Genomic DNA, 19,986 nt, shown 5'->3' with positions numbered 1-19,986 from the left:
CGAATTACACTTTCCACAAAATTTGTACGGCATAGGCCGCACAGGCTACGAGATACAAAACGGTCAACACTTGAAGTGTCAAACGAATACTTACCGGCTTGATGTAATCCATCCAGATATCACGCACGCCAATCCAAGCGTGGTAGAACAAGCTAAACAAGGCCAAGAACGTCAGCAACTTCATGAATTGATTGCTAAACAAGCTAGACCAGCCTTCGTAGGTAGCGCTGCCGGTAATGCAATAGTCAACGAGCAATACAACGGTAAATACCACCATCACAATCGCAGTAACGCGTTGAATGATCCACTCTTTAAGACCGTAATGAGCACCTACAACTAAGCGCTTTGGTCCAATTTGATAAATAGGCATGAAATTTCCTTAAGTGATGTGCGCTTAGTACAAGCCAAATAATTTAAGACCGACTACTGCAGTCAGAGCGATACCAACAATCAACACGATGATGGCCGAACGATTGGACTCTGACTTCTCTACACCAATTTCCAAATCGAGCAAGAGATAGCGGATGCCAGCACAGAAGTGGTGCAAGAAACACCAGATCAAACCTAGGCAAATAATTTTTACCAAGATGTTGCCAGTAAAGGCTTGAAATTTTTGGTAGCTAAGCTCTGAAGCTAAGCTCTGATCAAAGAGATACAAAATAAATGGCAGTAGAAGGAACAATACTGCACCGCTGATGCGGTGAAGAATCGAAACTTTTCCTGCCCAAGGAAGGCGGTATTTAATCAACTGGGCTAGACCAATATTGCGGTAAACCGGTCTATCTTTTTTTACATTTTGCTGTGCTTCAACCATGGGTAATCTCTATCTTTGGGTGGAGGTTCAGTGTGATTTTGTTGTGTCGCAACATATTCTATTGGAAACCTTGAGGCTAGTGGGGGTTTTTAAGGGTTTATAGGGGTTAAAAAGGGGTTTTACGGATAAGTTCAGTTCAATTTATTTTCATAATGCTGCTCAGAAGTGTCGTATCTTGCGTGCCGAATTTCTACTGGTTTATTCCCGTAGGTGAAGGCCACTCGCTCTACTGAAAGTAGCGGTGCACCAACCGCCAGCTTAAGATGCTTTGCCAACGCCTCATCAGCAGCAACGGCTTTGATTTTTTCCTCTGCCCGGACCATATGGGTGGCGTATTTACTCTCATAGAGGGCATAAACCGGCCCATGCCACTCATTCAAGATTTCTAGATCAAGATCCTTAAATCGCGTACAGGGAAGCCAAATCTCTTCAAAAACAACGGGTTGGCCAGCAAAGCTCTGAATTCGATCAATATAAATGACAGGGTCACCTGCCTTTAATTTAAGCAAATTAGCTATGTAGGCACTAGCCTTGGTCCTTTGGCAGACCAAAAATTGATTAGTTAGATGAAACTTTTCTCCTGAGTCTGGCGCCAGGCGTAAGAAACGATACTGCCAGTCATCTTCTTGATGGGTGGCAACAAAAGTGCCCTTACCCTGACGTCTTACTAGGAGATTTTGAGCAGCCAGTTCATCAATTGCCTTACGAACAGTACCTTGGCTCACCGCATAGCGTGCCGCAAGCTCTATTTCACTGGGAATGGGTGCCCCCGGCAACCATTCGGCCGCTTGCAGACTAGCCAAAATCATTACCTTAATCTGTTCATACAGAGGGCTAAATGAGGCGATAGGCAAATTTACTTCTGACAAATTAACTCCACAGGACTTCAATTGGATAAAATTCTGAGTAATTCTAGTCTTATATAAGACGTCATTGACAGTGTAAAGCTAAAGTCCCTACACTTGAATGGATAATAGAAAAGTTTTCATTAATCAACCCTCTTAACCTTCCTCTGGAGTTATTAGTAATGGCAAAAGCCCCAATGCGTGTCGCCGTAACCGGTGCAGCCGGTCAAATCGGTTATTCCCTTCTATTCCGCATCGCCAATGGCGACCTTTTGGGCAAGGATCAGCCCGTGATTCTGCAATTGCTTGAAATTCCAGACGAAAAAGCTCAAAAGGCCCTTGCCGGCGTGATCATGGAGTTAGAGGACTGCGCATTCCCATTATTGGCTGGCGTTACGGCTCACTCTGATCCATTGACCGCATTTAAAGATATTGATGTTGCCCTCTTGGTTGGCGCACGTCCTCGTGGTCCTGGCATGGAGCGTAAAGATTTACTCTCCGCTAACGCGCAAATTTTTACTGCTCAAGGTAAAGCATTAAATGCCGTCGCAAAGAAGACTGTCAAAGTATTAGTTGTTGGTAACCCAGCAAACACCAATGCTTACATTGCAATGAAATCTGCTCCAGATATTCCTGCGAAAAACTTTACAGCGATGTTACGTCTTGATCACAACCGCGCCCTCTCACAATTGGCCACCAAGCTAAACAAGCCAGTTGCTGGGATTGAGAGGTTGGTTGTTTGGGGCAACCACAGCCCAACGATGTACCCGGACTATCGCTTTGCTACTGTTGACGGTAAGTCTGTTAAAGATTCAATCAACGATGCGGCATGGAACAAAGACGTGTTCATTCCCACTGTTGGTAAGCGTGGTGCAGCAATTATTGATGCGCGCGGTCTTTCTTCTGCAGCCTCTGCGGCTAATGCTGCAATTGACCACATTCACGACTGGGTTCTTGGTACGAATGGCAAATGGGTCACCATGGGCATTCCTTCTAAAGGCGAATATGGCATTCCTGCAGAAGTGATTTATGGCTTCCCTGTAACATGTGAAAACGGCGAGTACAAAATGATCGAAGGCTTAGAGATCGATGAGTTCTCACGTGAGCGTATGACTCATACTTTGAATGAATTGCTTGAAGAGCAAGCTGGCGTTAAGCACTTGCTCTCTTAATTAAATTAGGACAGTACATGAACAAATTTCTTCTTAGTATTAGCCTCACTGTTGTAGCTCTCTTTGGTGCTGCACATGTATCTGCGGCTAATGAAGAAGTATTTACTTGGACCTGCAGCGAAAGCAAACAGTTCAAAACTACTGGCTCAATGGAAAAAATTCGTCTGACTTGGGAAACAAAGACCTACGATTTAGATCGTCAGAATTCATTGCCGGGTAGCCTTCGCTACAAAAATACTGATACTGGCCATGACCTGGTAGTGCTTGGTAACAAGGCAATGTTGTTCAATATCAAAACGGGTAATCGCCTAGCGGATTTCTGTCAAACGGCAGAAATGAAGTCAGGTAAATTACCGCATTTGTTTGCAGGCGCAGAGCCTTTTGTACAAAACTAAGATTTAAGTAGTACTTAATAAAAAAGCCGAGAGATCCTCGGCTTTTTTATTTATTTCACTGCATCACTCAATGAAAGAGTGGTTGCTGGGTTGGCGTGTCTTCAGGCATCTCTGCGTGCACAGCCTCGCCTGAGCGGTCCGGAAATAGCGGTGCACCACAGTCATCACAGAGCTCTGGATCAAATAACATTGCATGACGGAAGACATCCTCCACTCCAGCATCATGCAAAGCATCACAGATTTTCTTAATTGGGCTCTCGTCATCCGATAAATCATTGAGTGCATCACTCGCAACGCTCTCGCGATCATATAAAGGCCAGATCACACCGTACATGATCTCTGATGATCCCTTAGCGCTAAAGGAGATACGGTATTCATCAGCTTGCTCTTCACCAAAGGCGCCAACCACACAAGATAGGCCGGCAGGGAGAATGCCTAGCGTGCTTTCTAGGAAATTTACGGCTGCGCGAATACTTAATGGGCGCACATGCTTATCTGCCAAGCGGCAATTTGTGAAATACGCCTCCGGCAAAAGAAGTTCAAATTCGCAACCGGGAAGCATTGAGGCGATAGGTTCTTGCATAGCATTTTGCCAACCAATCAAACTCACGCCGCGTTCTTGTCGCGCAGGGGATTCTTCTTGCCATTTAAAAATCGGTGATCCACTAGGCGCACTTAATGCGGCAATAACAAAACGAGGATCGGCTAACACTGCAATCGTCTCAGACATATCGCGCAGCTCAAGCTTGACATCTTTACCTGAGATCGCAGCGGTCGCTAGGGCTTCTGTGAGAACACGCGTTTGACAATGTGAATGTGGCATCTGGTCGATACTGTAAAGCCAAGGAACAATCGCCAAGCGCGTATCAGTCGCAGCAATAGCGGCATGTAAAGCGCCTGCCGTGGACTCAATCAAACTGGCAGGCAATGGTCCAGACGGAATTTGGTAACGAGTATGCGCGACGATGGGCATAGCCAATAGCAAGACATCCCACTGCTGACCCTCATGCTCCATCTTGAGCGACTCCGCCAAAGTCTCGGCAATGTCAGCCAAGACTTCAAAGGCAACCGTGTTGATACGAAAGGTTTGATCTAGGGCTGCATCAATCACATTTTGATTTTGACTTTTAAGCAAACGCATCAAGCGTACATTCAGACGCTCTTCCCAAAAACGATCTTCAACTTGACTGCCTGAGGCTGCCAAAGAAATAGCATCTGCTACCAGCTTTTCGACTTCTGGGGAGCTGCGCTGAGAGGGTTTAGTGCGATGTACGGCCATTATTTTTTCTCTGCCCGTCTAAAAATAGGCTTATCGGGTTTAGATTCTGTTGCATAGTATTTATAACCGTCCAAATTAAACCCTTTTAAATCTGCCGGATCAGTAATCCGATTCTCTACGACATATCTTGCCATTAAGCCACGGGCTCGCTTGGCATAGAAGGAAATAATCTTGTACTTACCATCCTTGGCATCCTGAAAGACTGGCGCAATTACCGGGCAACCCAACTCCTTTGGTTGCAAGACCTTGAAATACTCTTCGGATGCTAAATTCAGTAGGACGGGCTTCTTTTGCTTATCCAAGACCTTTTTCAAAGAGTCGGTCACCCTGCTACCCCAAAAGGCATAAAGATCCTTACCTCTGGCGTTCTTAAAGGATGTACCCATTTCTAGGCGATAGGCCTGCATCAGATCGAGTGGCCTTAAAGCACCGTATAAGCCAGACAAAATGCGCACGTGATCTTGCGCAAAGTCAACTGCCTTGGCATTGAGAGTTTTGACGTCAAAACCATCGTAGACATCACCATCAAAGGCATAGATTGCGGGCTTGCTATTTTCTGCGGTGAACTTCTTAGACCAATCTCGGTAGCGCCCAACATTCAAGGTAGCTAATTGGTCAGACAAACCCATCAGTTTTGCTACGTCTTGGGGGGCTAATTTCTTGAGATCAGCAATCAACTTGGCTGATTCTGAGACAAACTCAGGCAAGGTAAAAGACTTGACCTTGGCGGGGGTCTTGTAATCGAGGGATTTAGCGGGTGAAAGTACGATCAGCATGGCACAATTTGTATATGTATTTGTTCCATTCTAGCGACTACGGAATTTATCCGCCTAAAAGCCCTACAGGGCTCATTTTGCCCTTTTGATTTCATTTATGAGCGCCCACAGGACCCCATCATTCCCAAGTAGACTGCCCAATGTGGGTACAACGATTTTTACGGTGATGTCTGCGCTAGCAACCAAACATCAAGCGATTAATTTGGGGCAAGGCTTCCCTGACTTTCCATGCGATCGCCATTTGATTGCCAAAGTCAATGACGCAATGTTGGCAGATCACAATCAATATCCACCCATGATTGGAGTTGCGGATTTACGCAACGGTGTTCAGAAGAAGATTCAAAATTTATATGGTCACCATTACGATCCTGAATCTGAGATCACCATCACTGCAGGCGGCACCCAAGGAATTCTCACCACTATTCTGGCCTGTGTAAGCCCTGGCGATGAAGTCATCATCATTGAGCCTGCTTATGATAGTTATAGACCTTCCATTGAATTAGCAGGTGGAAAAACGATCGCAGTATCCCTAGAGGCGGTGCGCGATATAAATGGACAAGTTGCCTCGTACAATATTCCTTGGGATGCCCTTCAAAAAGCAATCAATCCAAAGACGCGCTTACTCATTATCAATACGCCGCACAACCCAACGGGTATGGTTTGGCAAAAGTCTGATTTAGATCAGCTCGCAAACATCGTCAGAAATACCTCCACCTTGATCTTAAGTGATGAAGTCTACGAACATATGGTCTACGACGGCGCAAAGCATCACAGCGTAGCTTCGCACCCCGAATTGGCTGCGCGCAGTTTCTTGATCTCAAGTTTCGGCAAGACTTATCACGTCACAGGCTGGAAGGTAGGCTATGTAGCTGCCCCAGCCTCATTAACTGCTGAGTTTCGCAAGGTTCATCAATTCAATGTGTTTACAGTAAACACACCGATGCAATATGGCTTGGCATCTTATTTGTCCAATGCATCACATTACTTAAACCTGCCTGCTTTTTATCAAGCCAAACGGGATTTCTTTAGAGCAGGCTTAGAGAAGACAAAATTCAAATTGTTGCCAACACCAGGAACCTATTTTCAGTGTGTGGACTACTCTGCCCTAAAAATTCCTGAAGCTAAATTACCAGAGGCAGAATTTTGTAAATGGTTAACCACTGAAGTTGGCGTTGCCGCAATTCCCGTGTCTGCCTTTTACGAAAACACCACCGAGTCTGGCGTCATTCGTTTTTGCTTTGCCAAACAAGAACAAACACTATCCTCCGCCCTGCAACGTTTGCAGCCTCTATAAAAGATCTGAGACCTATGACTACTAAAAAATTGCATTCAGCGAAAGACGTGATTGATGTCTATAGCTGGCCCACTCCAAATGGCCACAAAGTGCACATCATGCTTGAAGAATGTGGCTATCGTTTAGGCAGAGATTGGTTCGCACATCCCATTGATATTGGTGCGGGTGATCAATTTGCTAAAGCCTTTTTAAAAATTAGCCCCAATAATAAGATTCCCGCCCTTGTAGATCCTCATGGGCCTGATGGGCAGCCCATTAGCGTATTTGAATCTGGCGCCATCTTGTTGTACTTGGCCGCTAAAACAGGAAAGTTTCTGCCAAAGACCACCCGAGGTAAATACGAAGTCTTGCAATGGCTGATGTTCCAAATGGGCGGCTTAGGCCCCATGCTTGGGCAAAACCACCATTTCCGACTCTATGCTCCTGAGAAAATTGAATACGCTATTAATCGATACACCAATGAAGCAAAACGTCTATATGGAGTGCTGGATACCCAACTGAAAGATAATTCCTACATGGCTGGTAAAACGTATTCGATAGCCGATATGGCAATTTATCCCTGGACCCGTAATTGGAAGAATCAAGGAATTGAGATTAACGATTACCCCAATTTTAAACGTTGGTTTGAAATGATTGGTAAGCGCCCTGCCGTAATACGCGGGTGCGAAGTATTAACCGCATTACGCAAGCCCTTGCATGATGACAAGGCTAGAGAGCAGTTATTTGGATCAACCCAGTATCAAAGAAGGAAATAAGATGAAGATTCAGTCAGTTGGTGTAATTGGTGCAGGCACCATGGGTAATGGCATTGCACAAGTGTGCGCTGTTGCTGGTCTAGATGTTGTCATGGTTGATATCAATGAAGCTACCGTGCAACGCGGTCTTGATCAAATTAGCAAAAGCTTAGATCGCCTTGTGAAAAAAGAAACGCTTACACCAGAAGCTAAGGAGGACACCCTCAAGCGCATTAAAGGGAGCACTTCTTACGCGGATTTCAAAGGGCTAGGTCTTGTGATTGAAGCTGCCACTGAGAATCAAGCTATCAAAGAAAAAATTCTCAAGCAAGTTGACGAGATTGTGAGCAAAGACACCATCATTGCTACTAATACCTCATCGCTATCCATTACCAAGTTGGCGGCACTCGATTCAAATCCAGCGCGCTTTATTGGTATGCACTTCTTTAACCCGCCACCCTTGATGGCGCTGGTTGAGGTGATTCGCGGCTTACAAACTAGCGATGAAACACATGCCGCCATTATTGAAATGGCCAAACGCGTTGGTAAAGAGCCTATTACTGTGAAAAATTCACCAGGCTTTGTGGTGAACCGTATTTTGTTACCGATGATCAACGAGGCCTTCTTTGTGCTCTCAGAAGGTTTAGCCAGTCCAGAAGATATCGATGCCGGGATGAAACTTGGCTGTAACCAACCGATTGGCCCACTCGCTTTAGCCGACCTCATTGGTTTGGATACGTGCCTCGCAGTGATGGAAGTATATTTTGAGAACTTCAGTGACTCTAAATATCGCCCTTGCCCACTCTTGCGCGAAATGGTTGCAGCAGGCTACCTGGGACGCAAAACAGGTCGCGGCGTTTACACCTACGATAAATAATTTCTATTGATTCAACTCAACACCCAAAGCTCACGTGAACTCAAGTACCAATCCTATTACACCACTTGTCCTTAAGCTTGGATATGCAGGTCTCATTCCTTTTGTGGGACTGGCACTACTAGTTCAGCTTGCTCCTACACCCTTGAATTACCTCAGCGCAGAGTCTTTGGCTGGTTACGGCGCAGTAATCACTTCATTCATGGGCGCATTACATTGGGGTGCAAGTTTGCAAACTCTTGGTAAAGCGCCTAGTGGAGATCGTTGGATTGATCGCAATGCATGGATTTGGGGCGTTATCCCCGCCCTAGTAGCTTGGGTAGCTTTACATATCTATATTCCACTGGGTTTATTGATCATGGCGTCTACCCTAATCATTCAGCGCAATATTGATCAAAATACTTATAACTACTATTTTTCTGATGAAGCTGCACGTTTGGCATTTATGGTGATGCGTAATCGCTTAACGTATGTTGCAGGCGCTTGTCTCGCTTGGGCTGCCATTGTGATTCTTTTCATTCAAGCCTAATTGAATGAGCGGTCTCTTTGATAGCACTCCACCGCCACCTTTAGCGGAAGCACTACGCCCAAAATTGATTGAGGAAGTCATTGGGCAGACTCATTTATTAGCAGCAGGTAAACCTCTCAACCTAGCTTTTGCCTCTGGTAAGCCACACTCTATGATCTTGTGGGGGCCTCCAGGCGTTGGTAAAACCACCCTTGCTCGCCTCTCTGCCAAAGCCTTTGACCGTGAATTCTTCGCCATCTCTGCAGTTCTGGCTGGTGTAAAAGAAATTCGGGAAGCGATAGAACAAGCCCAACAAAATATGGCGCAATACGGCAAACAAACCATTTTGTTTGTGGATGAGATCCATCGCTTTAATAAGAGCCAGCAAGATGCCTTATTGCCTCATGTGGAGTCAGGCTTATTCACCTTCATCGGAGCTACCACCGAAAATCCCTCCTTTGAAGTGAACTCTGCTCTACTCTCGCGTGCACAGGTTTACGTCCTAAAGTCTCTCAATGCTGATGAATTGAAGCAATTATTTGAGCGCGCTCATCAATATGCTATGCCAGATATTCAGTTTGATGCAACAGCGATTGATGCACTCATTAACAATGCTGATGGTGATGCACGTCGTCTCCTGAATTTAGTTGAGCAGGTACGTAATGCAGTCCTCGCACCTAACTCATCAGTCAAAGTGGTTGATCAAGCGTTTATTGAAAATGCGCTCACCGTGCAAGCAAGGCGCTTTGACAAAGGTGGCGATCAGTTCTATGACCAAATCTCAGCCCTACATAAGTCCGTCAGGGGGTCTGACCCTGATGCAGCACTGTATTGGTTTTGCCGCATGCTCGATGGTGGAGCCGATCCACGCTATTTAGCGCGTCGCATTATTCGGATGGCCTGGGAAGATATTGGTCTTGCTGATCCGCGTGCAATGCAGTTAGCCAACGATGCTGCCCTCACCTTTGAAAGACTGGGTTCACCAGAGGGTGAGCTTGCTTTAGGACAAGCGGTTGTTTATTTGGCAGTAGCATCCAAAAGCAATGCTAGCTACAAAGCGTTTAATGCTGCGCGCGCGTATGTTGCCAATGACCAATCTAAACCCGTACCCAACCATCTTCGCAACGCACCAACCAAACTCATGAAAGAGCTTGGTCACGGCAAAGAATATCGCTATGCGCATGATGAGCCTCATGGTTATGCTGCTGGTGAATCTTATTTGCCTGAGGGCATGGCGCAGCCGCATTGGTATGAGCCAGTTGAGCGCGGCTTAGAGACTCAGATAAAAGAAAAGATGGCCTTTTTGCGCCAACTTGATGCTGAGCATCAAAAGAAATAGATCCTAGAGGTATTCAAAATGAGCGCCAAGATACCAGCTACCTTTTATTACGACATCGTTTCTCCATTTGCTTACCTATACATTAAGCAACGCCAACGTCTTGAGAAAAAATTAGAGATCACCCCCGTTCCCATCCTATTGGGTGGACTACTCAGGGCTGCAGAGAATAAAGGGCCCGGTGAAGTTGCTGCAAAACGTCCTCATACTTATCAGTTTTGTGTATGGCAAGCAGAAAAGTTAGGCATCCCCTTTCGGCTTCCAGAGCACCACCCATTCATGACGGTTGCACCCCAACGATTACTCGTAGAGAAAAATGCTGATTGGTCTATGCTTGAACGCGCTTTTGATTATGTTTGGGTAGAAGGCAAAGATCCCAACCTGTCTTGGTCTGAGTTTTGTCTCTACTTAGGGTTACCGGCCGACACCGCTAAACCAGACTGTCCCGAGGTCAAGGCACAACTCATTAACAATACCAATCAAGCAAAATCTGCGGGTGCATTTGGTGTGCCAGCCTTGATCGTTCATCAACATTGCTTTTGGGGCGTTGATACGATTGACTGGGTTCTCGACTATCTCGCTAGACCAGGGATGTTTGAGGAAGCTTCTTACGCCTATGCTGGCAGCATCCCTAACGGCTTAATTCCCTAGCAATACAATCTTCTTAATAACAATAGATCCAGGAGCCATCATGCGTAAACTTTTTGTCAGTATCGTTCTCATCGCCAGCTGCTTTGCCTGCCAAGCTGTTATGGCAGGCCCTAAAGTCGAATTTAAGACCAATATGGGTAGTTTTGTTGTAGAGCTCGATGATGTCAAGGCACCTAAAACAACAGCCAACTTTTTGAACTATGTAAAAAGCGGTTTTTATAACGGCACTATTTTTCATCGCGTGATTGATGGCTTCATGATTCAAGGTGGTGGTTTTACTCCCGACCTCATGCAAAAACCAACCGATGCACCGGTTGTATCAGAAGCTAACAATGGTCTTAAGAATAATACTTACACCATTGCGATGGCGCGCACTTCCGACCCAGATTCTGCTACCGCGCAGTTTTTCATTAACGTAAAAGATAACGAGGGCCTTAACTATCCTAATGCTATGGGCAATGGCTACACTGTATTTGGCAAAGTCATCTCTGGTACACAAACGATTGATGCCATTCGCAAAGTGCCGACCATGGTTGCACCTGCGCCACGTATGGGCAGAATGGCTGATGTGCCGACCAAGGCAGTTGTGATTGAATCTGCCTCCATTCTCAAATAATTAGACCAGCCGCCATGATTTTGCTCGATGACGCGCAAAGCACGGCGGCCACTCCAACCAGTCGACTGTATGAAGCACCACTGCAGTACTGGTACATATTGCCGAGCGGCAATGAATTAGTTGATCGCTCTTCTATTCAAAAATGTTTAGATGAGATATCCCAAGCTCTGAACAAAGGTCAGTATGTTGTTGCTGCCTTTGCTTATGAAATGGGTAGATTGATTCACAAACTTCCCCAAAGAACGGTAAAGGGTAGCCCTCATGCGCTTATTGAGGCTTGGTCATTTAACAGTTTTCAGAAGTTATCCAAGGAAGATGTTGAGCAATGCATTACTCAAGAGCTTAACAAGCTTAAGGACTTCGAAAAAATAGCTGGCATATCTGATCTACACGAATCTATTACAAAGGCACAGTTTGTTGCTGATATCGCCAAGATCCAGGAATATATTCGTAATGGCGATACCTATCAGATCAATCATACTTATCGTATAACTGGAAAAACTTACGGCGCTCCACTAGCCCTTTACAACAGGCTACGCGAGCGCCAGCCTGGTCGCTTTGGGGCATACATAGAACAAGACTCACATTACCTGCTGTCACAATCGCCCGAACTTTTTATTGAGCGTAAAGGTGATCTACTCAAGGCAATGCCAATGAAGGGTACGGCTAGCGCACTATCAGATGCCGCTAGCTCTTTATCAGATGATCCAAAGAATCAGGCTGAAAATGTCATGATCGTGGATTTGTTACGAAACGATCTGAGCCGTATTTCATTACCCAATACCGTCACTGTTCCCAATTTATTTGAAGTAGCAAGACATGGTGATGTTTTACAAATGACCTCTACTGTGCAAGGGCAAGCAAAACCAGAGATCACCTTAAGCGATGTTTTGGGCGCAGTATTTCCGTGTGGCTCAGTAACCGGAGCTCCCAAAAAGCGCAGTATGGAGATTATTCAGGAACTTGAACCGGAAGATCGCAGCTATTATTGTGGCGCCTTAGGATGGCTTGATCCTAATGGTGACTTTGCATTTAGCGTACCCATTAGGACTGTTGAAATTCAAGCTAAAGAGGCTACAGATACCCTCACCTTTACGCTGGGGGTTGGCGCCGGTATTACGATTGACTCAAATGCGCAGCAAGAGTGGCAGGAATGTCAAATTAAATCTGCATTCTTAATGAATCTTCCAAGCGCCACAGGTTTATTTGAAACGATTGCAGTAATAAATGGTTCACCACAGCGATTAGAGCAACATTTAGATCGTTTGCAGTCATCGGCCCTGGCTTTAGGAATTGCTTTTGATAGAGCCAAGACAAAAAAAATCGTTCTTGAAACTTGCAACTCTCTTGAACAAAGCTTTGCATACAGATTACGGCTTGATCTTGCGCAAGATGGTGGGCTTGCTACCTCGACTGGGGTTCTGGATCCCTTAGAAGATTCAGTAAAGATTTTTTGGGCCAACGATATCCTCACTGGCGACTGCACAATGCAATCTGGTAACCCCTTGCTTCGTCATAAAGTGAGTCATCGCAGTCTTTACGATGCTGCTTGGCAAGCAGCAGTCAAACTCGGCGGCTTTGATGCCTTATTTGTCAATGAGCAAGGCTTTGTGACAGAAGGTGGCAGGACCAGCGTATTCATTAAGCCTAAGGGGGACTCCAAATGGCTCACCCCACCAGTATCTGCAGGTCTATTACCTGGGGTGATGCGCGCCGCATTACTAGCCGACCCAAAATTTAATGCCCGTGAAGCCAACCTGACTATTAAAGATGTTTCAATTGCTGATGAGATTATGCTTAGCAATGCCTTACGAGGCGCTATCAAAGCCCACTTTTAGAAAGCTTGCATGAAGTTTTGCCCCAACTGCGCAGCCATTTTAACTATCAAAATTCCCGCGGATGATTCTCGCGAGCGTCATGTCTGCGAAGCCTGCGGCAGCATTCATTATCAAAACCCAAGAAATGTTGTGGGTAGCATTCCGGTATATGGCGATCAAGTGTTGTTATGTCGTCGTGCAATAGAACCTCGCCATGGTTATTGGACCCTTCCTGCGGGATTTATGGAATTGGGTGAGAGCACTAGTCATGGCGCTGCCAGAGAAACTCTTGAAGAAGCAGGCGCGGTTGTAAGGGTTGGTCCGCTCTACTCATTGCTCAATGTGCCACATGCAGAACAAGTTCACATGTTCTATCTAGCCACCATGGCTTACCCAGAATTTAGTGCTGGCGAAGAAAGTCTTGAAGTTGCCCTCTTTCATGAACATGAAATTCCTTGGGGGGAATTAGCCTTCCCAACAGTGAAGCAAACCTTAGAGTGGTTTTTTGCTGATCGCGCTGCAGGTGTATTGAGTGGTGAGTTTCACGTGCGGAGTCGGGATGTTTTGCCCTCCGAAAGAATTTGATCGCCTCACATGAGTCAAATTACTTGGCTAGGACCGCACGATGTCTTTCCAAATCCTTTGCTTTGCGCCGATCCAGATTCCAGTGTTCCTGGGCTCATTGTGGTTAGCGAGCGCATCTATCCAGGTCAATTACTCCAGGCCTATCGACTAGGAATTTTTCCCTGGTACTCAGATAAGCAACCCGTTTTATGGTGGTCTCCAGATCCGCGCATGGTTTTAAAGCCTAATCACTTTAAGTGCAGTGAGTCCCTTAGAAAAAACATTCGCCATTTTTGCCAAGATACCCAAAGTCAACTATTGGTCGATCAGAATTTTGGTGAAGTGATTCGCGCTTGCGCGACCAGTTCGCGCAAAGATCAAGACGGCACTTGGATTACCCATGAAATTATGGATGCTTACACCACCATTCATGAGCAAGGTCATGCCCATAGCATTGCCTTGGCAGAAAATGGTGAGCTGATTGGCGGTCTTTACTGTGTTGCTTTAGGTGGCATGGTTTTTGGAGAGTCAATGTTTAGCCGCAAACCAAATGCCTCCAAAATGGCACTCGCTGCCCTGAGTGCCTGGTGCATTCAAAATGAGGTGGTCATGATTGATTGCCAACAGGAAACTGCCCACCTATCCTCTTTAGGGGCTGCGCCTATCTCTAGAACGGAATTTTTGCATCAACTGCAAACATCTCTAAATCAATCTAATATTGAAAAACCTTGGAATTTTGATAAGAACATCCTAACCCACTGGCTATGACTCGGCTTAAAGAACTTCCCTTAACGGCACTTCAGTTTTACGCAACTGCACCCTATCCTTGCAGTTACTTGCCCAATCAAACTGCACGCTCACAAGTAGCCACCCCATCACATCTCATTCATGCAGATATCTATAACGAATTACTCAATGCAGGTTTTCGTCGTAGTGGTTTGTACACCTATCGCCCTTATTGCGATGCCTGTAAAGCCTGTATTGCTACGCGTATTTTGGTAAATCAATTTACGCCGAACCGTAGCCAACGTCGCGCCTGGAAAAAACATTCAGGACTAGAGGCATTTGTGCTGAACTTAGGATATCAAGAAGAGCACTATGAGCTGTATCAACGCTATCAAAATGATCGTCATGCTGGTGGTGATATGGATAGTGATGATCAAGACCAGTACATGCAATTTTTACTGCAAAGCCGAGTGAACTCTCGTATTGTTGAATTTAGAGACGGAGCTCACGATCCACACCCAGGAAGACTGCGCATGGTCAGCATGATCGATATCCTGGAACAAGGCATTTCTTCGGTCTACACCTTTTACGACACCTCCGATCAGACAGCTAGCTTTGGCAGCTACAGCATTTTGTGGCAAATAGAGCAAGCCAAAGTATTGAGCCTGCCTTACCTCTACCTTGGCTACTACATCAAGGAGAGCGAGAAGATGTCTTATAAGATCAAGTATCAGCCCATGGAAGGTTTAATTGATGATCATTGGCAAGCGCTGGCTGGTTCATAATATCTATCCATGATCGATCGCTATTCCCTCTTACGCCCTTGGCTATTTTGTTTAGATCCTGAGCAAGCCCACAATCTCACGCTGAGCAACTTAGATCGTGCACAGCGCTGGGGTTTATTAGAAAAGTTCATCACTAAGCCAGTTGCTGATCCTCAAACACTATGCGGTATCACCTTTGCCAATCCTGTTGGCCTTGCTGCAGGTTTAGATAAAGACGGGAAACATATTGATGCTCTAGCTGCATTAGGCTTTGGTTTCTTAGAGATCGGTACCGTCACCCCTCGCCCTCAACCTGGCAATCCAAAGCCACGGATGTTTCGACTGCCCCAGGCTCAAGCAATTATTAATCGCATGGGCTTTAACAATGATGGCGTTGATGCCTGTGTCGCAAGGGTTCGTCGTTCACGCTTTTGGCAAGACGGCGGAGTATTGGGATTAAACATTGGCAAGAACGCCAGTACACCGATTGAAGAGGCTGCCAGTGACTATGTTCTCGCCATGGAAGCGGTTTATGAAATCGCCACCTACATTACCGTCAACATTTCTTCCCCCAATACACAGAACCTTCGCGCCTTACAGGGCGAAGAAATGCTCCGCGCATTACTCACTAGCCTAGACGATGCACGCAAGCGCTTAAGCGATCGCTTTGGTATGCGCAAACCCCTCTTTTTGAAAATTGCACCCGACCTTGATCAAGGCGACATCAATCTCATTGCTGATCTCTTGATGGAGTTTGGCATTGATGCAGTGATTGCAACAAATACGACGATTGCCCGTGATGCTGTCCAAGGGATGGAGCATGGTCAAGAAACTGGTGGCTTATCTGGAGCGCCCGTTCGCGTTGCATCCAATATTGTTATCAAAGCACTCAAAGCAAGACTTGGTAATCACCTGCCCATTATTGGAGTTGGTGGCATCCTCTCTGGTGCTGATGCGAGAGAAAAAATTCTTGCTGGCGCCAGCTTGGTTCAGATTTACAGCGGACTCATCTATCGAGGCCCCGATCTGGTGAATGAATGTGCCAGAGCACTGAGGCACGGCTAAAAGCCTTTTAAGGACTTTTTCTCCCAGTTCTGCTGCCCAAATTAGGGGTAAATGCGCAATAGGCTTATAAAATTGCATTTCATAATATGCAATATGGCCTGAAATCGCTACAATAACCCCTATGAGCACAAGCAAAACAGCCAAAACCTCTAAAGACACCGGGGAAGTTGCTAAAACAGCAATCCAGGTAGTGGAGCGCATGATGAATTTGCTCGATGCCTTAGCTATTCATGAAGAATCTAGCAGTCTAAAGAACTTAGCTGAAGAAACGGGTCTTCACCCTTCTACCGCTCACCGTATTTTGAATGACATGGTTGCCTGCAGATTGGTTGAGCGTGGCGATGGTGGCACTTATCGCCTTGGACTCAAGCTCTTGGAGTTGGGCAATTTGGTTAAGGCGCGCCTCTCAGTTCGCGAAGCTGCTCAAGTGCCTATGCGCACCTTGCATAAGCTCACTGGTGAAACTGTCAATCTATCTGTGCGTCAAGGCGATGAGATTGTGTACATTGATCGCGCTTACAGTGAACGCTCCGGAATGCAAGTTGTGCGTGCAATCGGTGGACGCGCTCCTTTGCATCTCACCTCGGTGGGTAAATTATTTCTAGCCAGTGATGATGCCAATCAAGTTCGTGCCTATGTGACTCGTACAGGACTCTCAGGACACACTCGTAACAGCATTACCGATTTAGCCAAGCTAGAGTCTGAGCTCAATCATGTTCGTAGAGTTGGTAACGCACGAGATGATGAAGAATTAGAGTTGGGTGTGAGCTGTATTGCTGCAGCTATTTTGGATGACACCGGAAAATTAGTTGCAGGCCTATCTTTAAGCGCCCCTACAGACCGTATTCAGGCGGATTGGCTACGTTCACTGCAGGACACTGCCCTGCAAATCTCCAAAGGCATGGGCTACAAACCCAAGTCGGCCGAGCCAGGCACTACAGCCTAGCCTCTTTACATTACATTAAGCGACGAATCGGCTGCGCACCAGCAGGCATGCGCTCATACCAATCACGCACCCGCACCGCATCAGCAAAACGCGATTGGGTTCCGACTGAATCTAGAAATACTAGCAATAGTGGTGTGTTATTCACTCGGGCTTGCATTACTAAGCATTTGCCTGCTGCATTAATAAAGCCAGTTTTTTGCAAGCCAATATCCATATCACCCGAGCGCACTAAACGATTTGTGTTCAAGAATTTTTGTGGGCGTTTAGCAATGACCATTGTTAAGTCTGGCCAAGTAGAAAACTCTCGTATCAATTTATATTGATAGGCAGCATTGAGCATGCGGGTTAAATCTTCAGCGCTCGCCACATTCTCACTAAGCAAACCGGTAGGGTCAGCAAAGTGCGAGTGATCCATATTCAACTCTTTTGCTTTGCGATTCATGGCATCGACAAAAGCTGGAACACCGCCTGGGTAATTTCTTCCCAAGGTATATGCAGCGCGGTTCTCAGAGGACATTAAAGCAAGATGCAATGCGTCTTCTCTACTTAAAGCGGTACCACCTGCCAAGCGAGAATGCTTGTAAATATGCACGTCTTCTTCATTGATGACGATGGTTTCATTTAAAGGCAATTTGGAATCAAGCACCACCATCGCGGTCATCAACTTTGTAATAGATGCGATAGGCAAACTTACTGTGGGATTTTTTTCAAAGTAGACTTCTTTGGTGTCTTGGTTGACTACCATTGCAACACTAGACTTCAAACTCAGATCATCGTGTTGACCACGCAAACCTAATGCAGTAGCCAGTGATGGAGGCGCAGCAACTGCTGGTGCAGCAGAACGGGTAACAGTAACGCGAACAGTCTTTGGTTTCTTAGGAGACTTAACGACAACTTTTGTAGCTTTGGTTTGCTTGTCTTTATCTTTGCTGGCGGCAATTGCCGGCGCAATATTGAGTGCACCACAGGCAAAAACCAAGGTTACGGCAAAGAGCCAAAAACGATTCAAACGCATCCCAAAATACCTTCCAAAACTTTCAACATACGGAATGATAATTAATTTCCCAAGACAAACCCGATTTCTGAGCCCCATCTTGGTTAAACCACTTCACTCACTCCACCCCTGCCTCACCCCTACTCCGCAATAGTGGCAACGGTAATGGCCTGACGGGCATTGACCAGCACTACGCCAGTCATAGTCAAACACAGGCCCAAAGCCATCAAGAGTGTAAAGGGCTCATCAAATAAGAACCAAGCCATCACCGCTGTTGTTGGCGGAGTTAAGTACAGCAAACTCGTTACTTTGGTAGCAGCCCCTTTACGGATCATCATGAATAACAAGCTGATGGATCCAATCGACAAAGGGAAGATAGCCCACAACAAGGCGGTAATCACGGGGGCATTCCAAACCATGACACCGGTTTCAAAGAAATACATACAGAAGAAACACAGTATTGCTGAAATACCAAACTGAATAGAAGAGCCTGCCCGCAGATCAAATACTGGGCAATATTTCTTTTGATACAGCGTGCCAAAGGTAATGGAAAGCAAAGCGATAAATGCAAGGATGTAACTTACCAAGGGGATATGATTGAAGCCAATCTTCTCTGCAACTACTAAGGCAACGCCGGCAAAGCCAAAGCACAATCCAATCCACTGACGCGGACTTACCTTCTCAGAGATCCAGGCAGCAAACCAGGCGGTCAAGATAGGCTGCAAGCCAACAATGATCGCCACCAAACCTGCAGTCATACCCAATCTGACCGCAAACCAGACTCCAAGCAAGTAACCAAACTGCAAGAGCATCCCAGCCACAGCAATATGCTTGATTTGGGACCAACTAGGCCAAGTAATACGCCAAACCAGACTCAGGGCTGCCATTGCTGCAATAACGCCTGCAAAGCGCCAGAACAGAAAGGTAGCCGGCTCCACATAAGGCATAGCTAAACGCGCAATCACAAACCCAGTGCTCCAAATCAATACAAAGATGGGTGCAATTACGTTGTCTAAACTAAGCTTCATAGGTAACTAGCTGAAATTATTGGGATTTTTAATGTAATCCATGATTTTAGGCTCTTTTTACAGATGCCCCTCCAGCCATGAAATTAGCCCAATAGCCAATATTTATGGTGCATTGCAATATTGAAGCCATATAATGGTGCATAAATCATTGATTGACCCAAAGGGTCAGCGAGATCATAGTGAACACAGCGAACCCACAGAAAGGGATTGAGATGAACTTAACGCCAGAACAAATTGCAGCAGCACAAAAAGCAAATCTAGAAACTTTGAGTGGTCTTACTAGCCAAGCACTGCAAAGCATTGAAAAATTAGTCGAGTTGAACTTAGCAATTGCTAAGCAAAGCTTAAGCGACAGCGTCAACAACGCTAAGAAAGCTTTGGAAGTAAAGGATATTCAACAGCTCCTCGCCCATCAAGCCGAGACTGTTCAGCCAATCGCTGAAAAAATTATTTCTTATAGCCGTCATTTATACGAGTTAGCCCATGAAACTCAAGACAGTTTTACTAAGTCTGCAGAAAAAGAGTTTGCTGCTGGCCAAAAGAAAATGAATGCTTTAGTGGAAGAGTGGACTAAGAGTGCTCCAGCTGGATCTGATGCTGCTGTACAAGCGCTCAAACAGGCGATTGCTTCTGCAAACAACGTTTTTGAAACTAGCCAAAAAGCAGTTAAGCATGCAGTTGAAGTTGCGCAGACTAATATCAACACTGCAGCTGATGCTGTATCAAAGACAGCTAGCGCTGCAAGCAAAGCATCTAAGAAAAAATAATGGCAAGGTTTTCTTGGAATG

General features: G+C 45.8%; 23 protein-coding genes. 16 read left to right on the top strand and 7 right to left on the bottom strand.

Annotated elements, in window-relative coordinates; translation table 11 throughout:
- Positions 1-4 precede the first annotated feature (4 nt).
- The 3 genes from sdhD to A8O14_RS04290 all read right to left on the bottom strand — a co-directional run bounded on the left by sdhD (position 5) and on the right by A8O14_RS04290 (position 1,683).
- Positions 5-370 carry a succinate dehydrogenase, hydrophobic membrane anchor protein gene (gene sdhD / locus A8O14_RS04300; protein ID WP_068948399.1) on the bottom strand — a complete coding sequence of 122 codons (366 nt, stop codon included), beginning with the start codon at positions 368-370 and terminating at the stop codon, positions 5-7.
- Positions 371-394: 24 nt separating this feature from the next.
- Positions 395-814, bottom strand: coding sequence for a succinate dehydrogenase, cytochrome b556 subunit (gene sdhC, locus A8O14_RS04295; protein ID WP_068948398.1), 420 nt, complete (start codon positions 812-814; stop codon positions 395-397).
- Between the two features lie 131 nt (positions 815-945).
- Positions 946-1,683 (bottom strand): GntR family transcriptional regulator, encoded by a 738-nt coding sequence (locus tag A8O14_RS04290; RefSeq protein WP_068948397.1) that lies wholly within the window; start codon positions 1,681-1,683, stop codon positions 946-948.
- 158 nt (positions 1,684-1,841) lie between these two features.
- Here A8O14_RS04290 and A8O14_RS04285 point away from each other — a divergent pair, with 158 nt between their 5' ends.
- Both A8O14_RS04285 and A8O14_RS04280 read left to right on the top strand, forming a co-directional pair.
- Positions 1,842-2,831, top strand: coding sequence for a malate dehydrogenase (locus tag A8O14_RS04285; protein ID WP_068948396.1), 990 nt, complete (start codon positions 1,842-1,844; stop codon positions 2,829-2,831).
- A gap of 17 nt (positions 2,832-2,848) precedes the next feature.
- Positions 2,849-3,226 (top strand): hypothetical protein, encoded by a 378-nt coding sequence (locus A8O14_RS04280; protein WP_068948395.1) that lies wholly within the window; start codon positions 2,849-2,851, stop codon positions 3,224-3,226.
- Between the two features lie 67 nt (positions 3,227-3,293).
- Here A8O14_RS04280 and A8O14_RS04275 read toward each other — a convergent pair whose 3' ends face one another.
- On the bottom strand, positions 3,294-4,505 hold the full coding sequence (locus A8O14_RS04275; RefSeq protein WP_068948394.1) for a DUF2863 family protein: 1,212 nt from the start codon (positions 4,503-4,505) through the stop codon (positions 3,294-3,296).
- Positions 4,505-5,281, bottom strand: coding sequence for a peroxide stress protein YaaA (yaaA, locus tag A8O14_RS04270; protein WP_068948393.1), 777 nt, complete (start codon positions 5,279-5,281; stop codon positions 4,505-4,507). Before yaaA ends, A8O14_RS04275 begins: the two co-directional genes overlap by 1 nt.
- 97 nt (positions 5,282-5,378) lie before the next feature.
- On the opposite strand from yaaA, the gene A8O14_RS04265 reads away from it, so the two are divergent.
- The 13 genes from A8O14_RS04265 (at position 5,379) to A8O14_RS04205 (ending at position 17,176) form a co-directional block, all read left to right on the top strand.
- Complete coding sequence (locus A8O14_RS04265; RefSeq protein WP_068948392.1) at positions 5,379-6,575, top strand: pyridoxal phosphate-dependent aminotransferase; 1,197 nt, start codon at positions 5,379-5,381, stop codon at positions 6,573-6,575.
- A 47-nt stretch (positions 6,576-6,622) separates the two neighbouring features.
- Positions 6,623-7,330 carry a glutathione binding-like protein gene (locus A8O14_RS04260; protein ID WP_068949707.1) on the top strand — a complete coding sequence of 236 codons (708 nt, stop codon included), beginning with the start codon at positions 6,623-6,625 and terminating at the stop codon, positions 7,328-7,330.
- A 1-nt stretch (position 7,331) separates the two neighbouring features.
- Positions 7,332-8,186 carry a 3-hydroxybutyryl-CoA dehydrogenase gene (locus A8O14_RS04255; protein ID WP_068948391.1) on the top strand — a complete coding sequence of 285 codons (855 nt, stop codon included), beginning with the start codon at positions 7,332-7,334 and terminating at the stop codon, positions 8,184-8,186.
- A gap of 34 nt (positions 8,187-8,220) precedes the next feature.
- Positions 8,221-8,712 carry a DUF3429 domain-containing protein gene (locus tag A8O14_RS04250; protein ID WP_068948390.1) on the top strand — a complete coding sequence of 164 codons (492 nt, stop codon included), beginning with the start codon at positions 8,221-8,223 and terminating at the stop codon, positions 8,710-8,712.
- Between the two features lie 4 nt (positions 8,713-8,716).
- Complete coding sequence (locus tag A8O14_RS04245; protein WP_068948389.1) at positions 8,717-10,030, top strand: replication-associated recombination protein A; 1,314 nt, start codon at positions 8,717-8,719, stop codon at positions 10,028-10,030.
- Between the two features lie 18 nt (positions 10,031-10,048).
- On the top strand, positions 10,049-10,678 hold the full coding sequence (locus tag A8O14_RS04240) for a 2-hydroxychromene-2-carboxylate isomerase (RefSeq protein WP_068948388.1): 630 nt from the start codon (positions 10,049-10,051) through the stop codon (positions 10,676-10,678).
- Positions 10,679-10,718: 40 nt separating this feature from the next.
- Positions 10,719-11,294 (top strand): peptidylprolyl isomerase, encoded by a 576-nt coding sequence (locus A8O14_RS04235; RefSeq protein ID WP_068948387.1) that lies wholly within the window; start codon positions 10,719-10,721, stop codon positions 11,292-11,294.
- Positions 11,295-11,308: 14 nt separating this feature from the next.
- On the top strand, positions 11,309-13,132 hold the full coding sequence (locus A8O14_RS04230) for a bifunctional chorismate-binding protein/class IV aminotransferase (protein WP_068948386.1): 1,824 nt from the start codon (positions 11,309-11,311) through the stop codon (positions 13,130-13,132).
- A gap of 9 nt (positions 13,133-13,141) precedes the next feature.
- Positions 13,142-13,696, top strand: a complete 555-nt coding sequence (locus A8O14_RS04225) for an NUDIX hydrolase (protein ID WP_068948385.1) — start codon at positions 13,142-13,144, stop codon at positions 13,694-13,696.
- 9 nt (positions 13,697-13,705) lie between these two features.
- Positions 13,706-14,443, top strand: coding sequence for a leucyl/phenylalanyl-tRNA--protein transferase (gene aat, locus A8O14_RS04220; protein ID WP_068948384.1), 738 nt, complete (start codon positions 13,706-13,708; stop codon positions 14,441-14,443).
- Entirely contained in the window at positions 14,440-15,186 is a 747-nt protein-coding gene (locus tag A8O14_RS04215) for an arginyltransferase (protein WP_068948383.1), read from the top strand. Before aat ends, A8O14_RS04215 begins: the two co-directional genes overlap by 4 nt.
- A gap of 9 nt (positions 15,187-15,195) precedes the next feature.
- Positions 15,196-16,230: a quinone-dependent dihydroorotate dehydrogenase gene (locus A8O14_RS04210; protein ID WP_068948382.1), complete on the top strand. Its 1,035-nt coding sequence runs from the start codon at positions 15,196-15,198 to the stop codon at positions 16,228-16,230.
- A gap of 121 nt (positions 16,231-16,351) precedes the next feature.
- Positions 16,352-17,176, top strand: a complete 825-nt coding sequence (locus A8O14_RS04205; RefSeq protein ID WP_068948381.1) for an IclR family transcriptional regulator — start codon at positions 16,352-16,354, stop codon at positions 17,174-17,176.
- Between the two features lie 10 nt (positions 17,177-17,186).
- Here the strand turns inward: A8O14_RS04205 and A8O14_RS04200 are convergent, their stop codons facing one another.
- Complete coding sequence (locus A8O14_RS04200; RefSeq protein WP_068948380.1) at positions 17,187-18,191, bottom strand: serine hydrolase; 1,005 nt, start codon at positions 18,189-18,191, stop codon at positions 17,187-17,189.
- Between the two features lie 119 nt (positions 18,192-18,310).
- Entirely contained in the window at positions 18,311-19,198 is an 888-nt protein-coding gene (locus tag A8O14_RS04195; protein ID WP_068948379.1) for a DMT family transporter, read from the bottom strand.
- Between the two features lie 212 nt (positions 19,199-19,410).
- Here A8O14_RS04195 and A8O14_RS04190 point away from each other — a divergent pair, with 212 nt between their 5' ends.
- Positions 19,411-19,965: a phasin family protein gene (locus tag A8O14_RS04190; protein WP_068948378.1), complete on the top strand. Its 555-nt coding sequence runs from the start codon at positions 19,411-19,413 to the stop codon at positions 19,963-19,965.
- Positions 19,966-19,986 lie beyond the last annotated feature (21 nt).

The organism is Polynucleobacter wuianus (assembly GCF_001659725.1).
GTDB lineage: Bacteria > Pseudomonadota > Gammaproteobacteria > Burkholderiales > Burkholderiaceae > Polynucleobacter > Polynucleobacter wuianus.
This window is presented reverse-complemented; position numbering and strand designations above follow the sequence as displayed.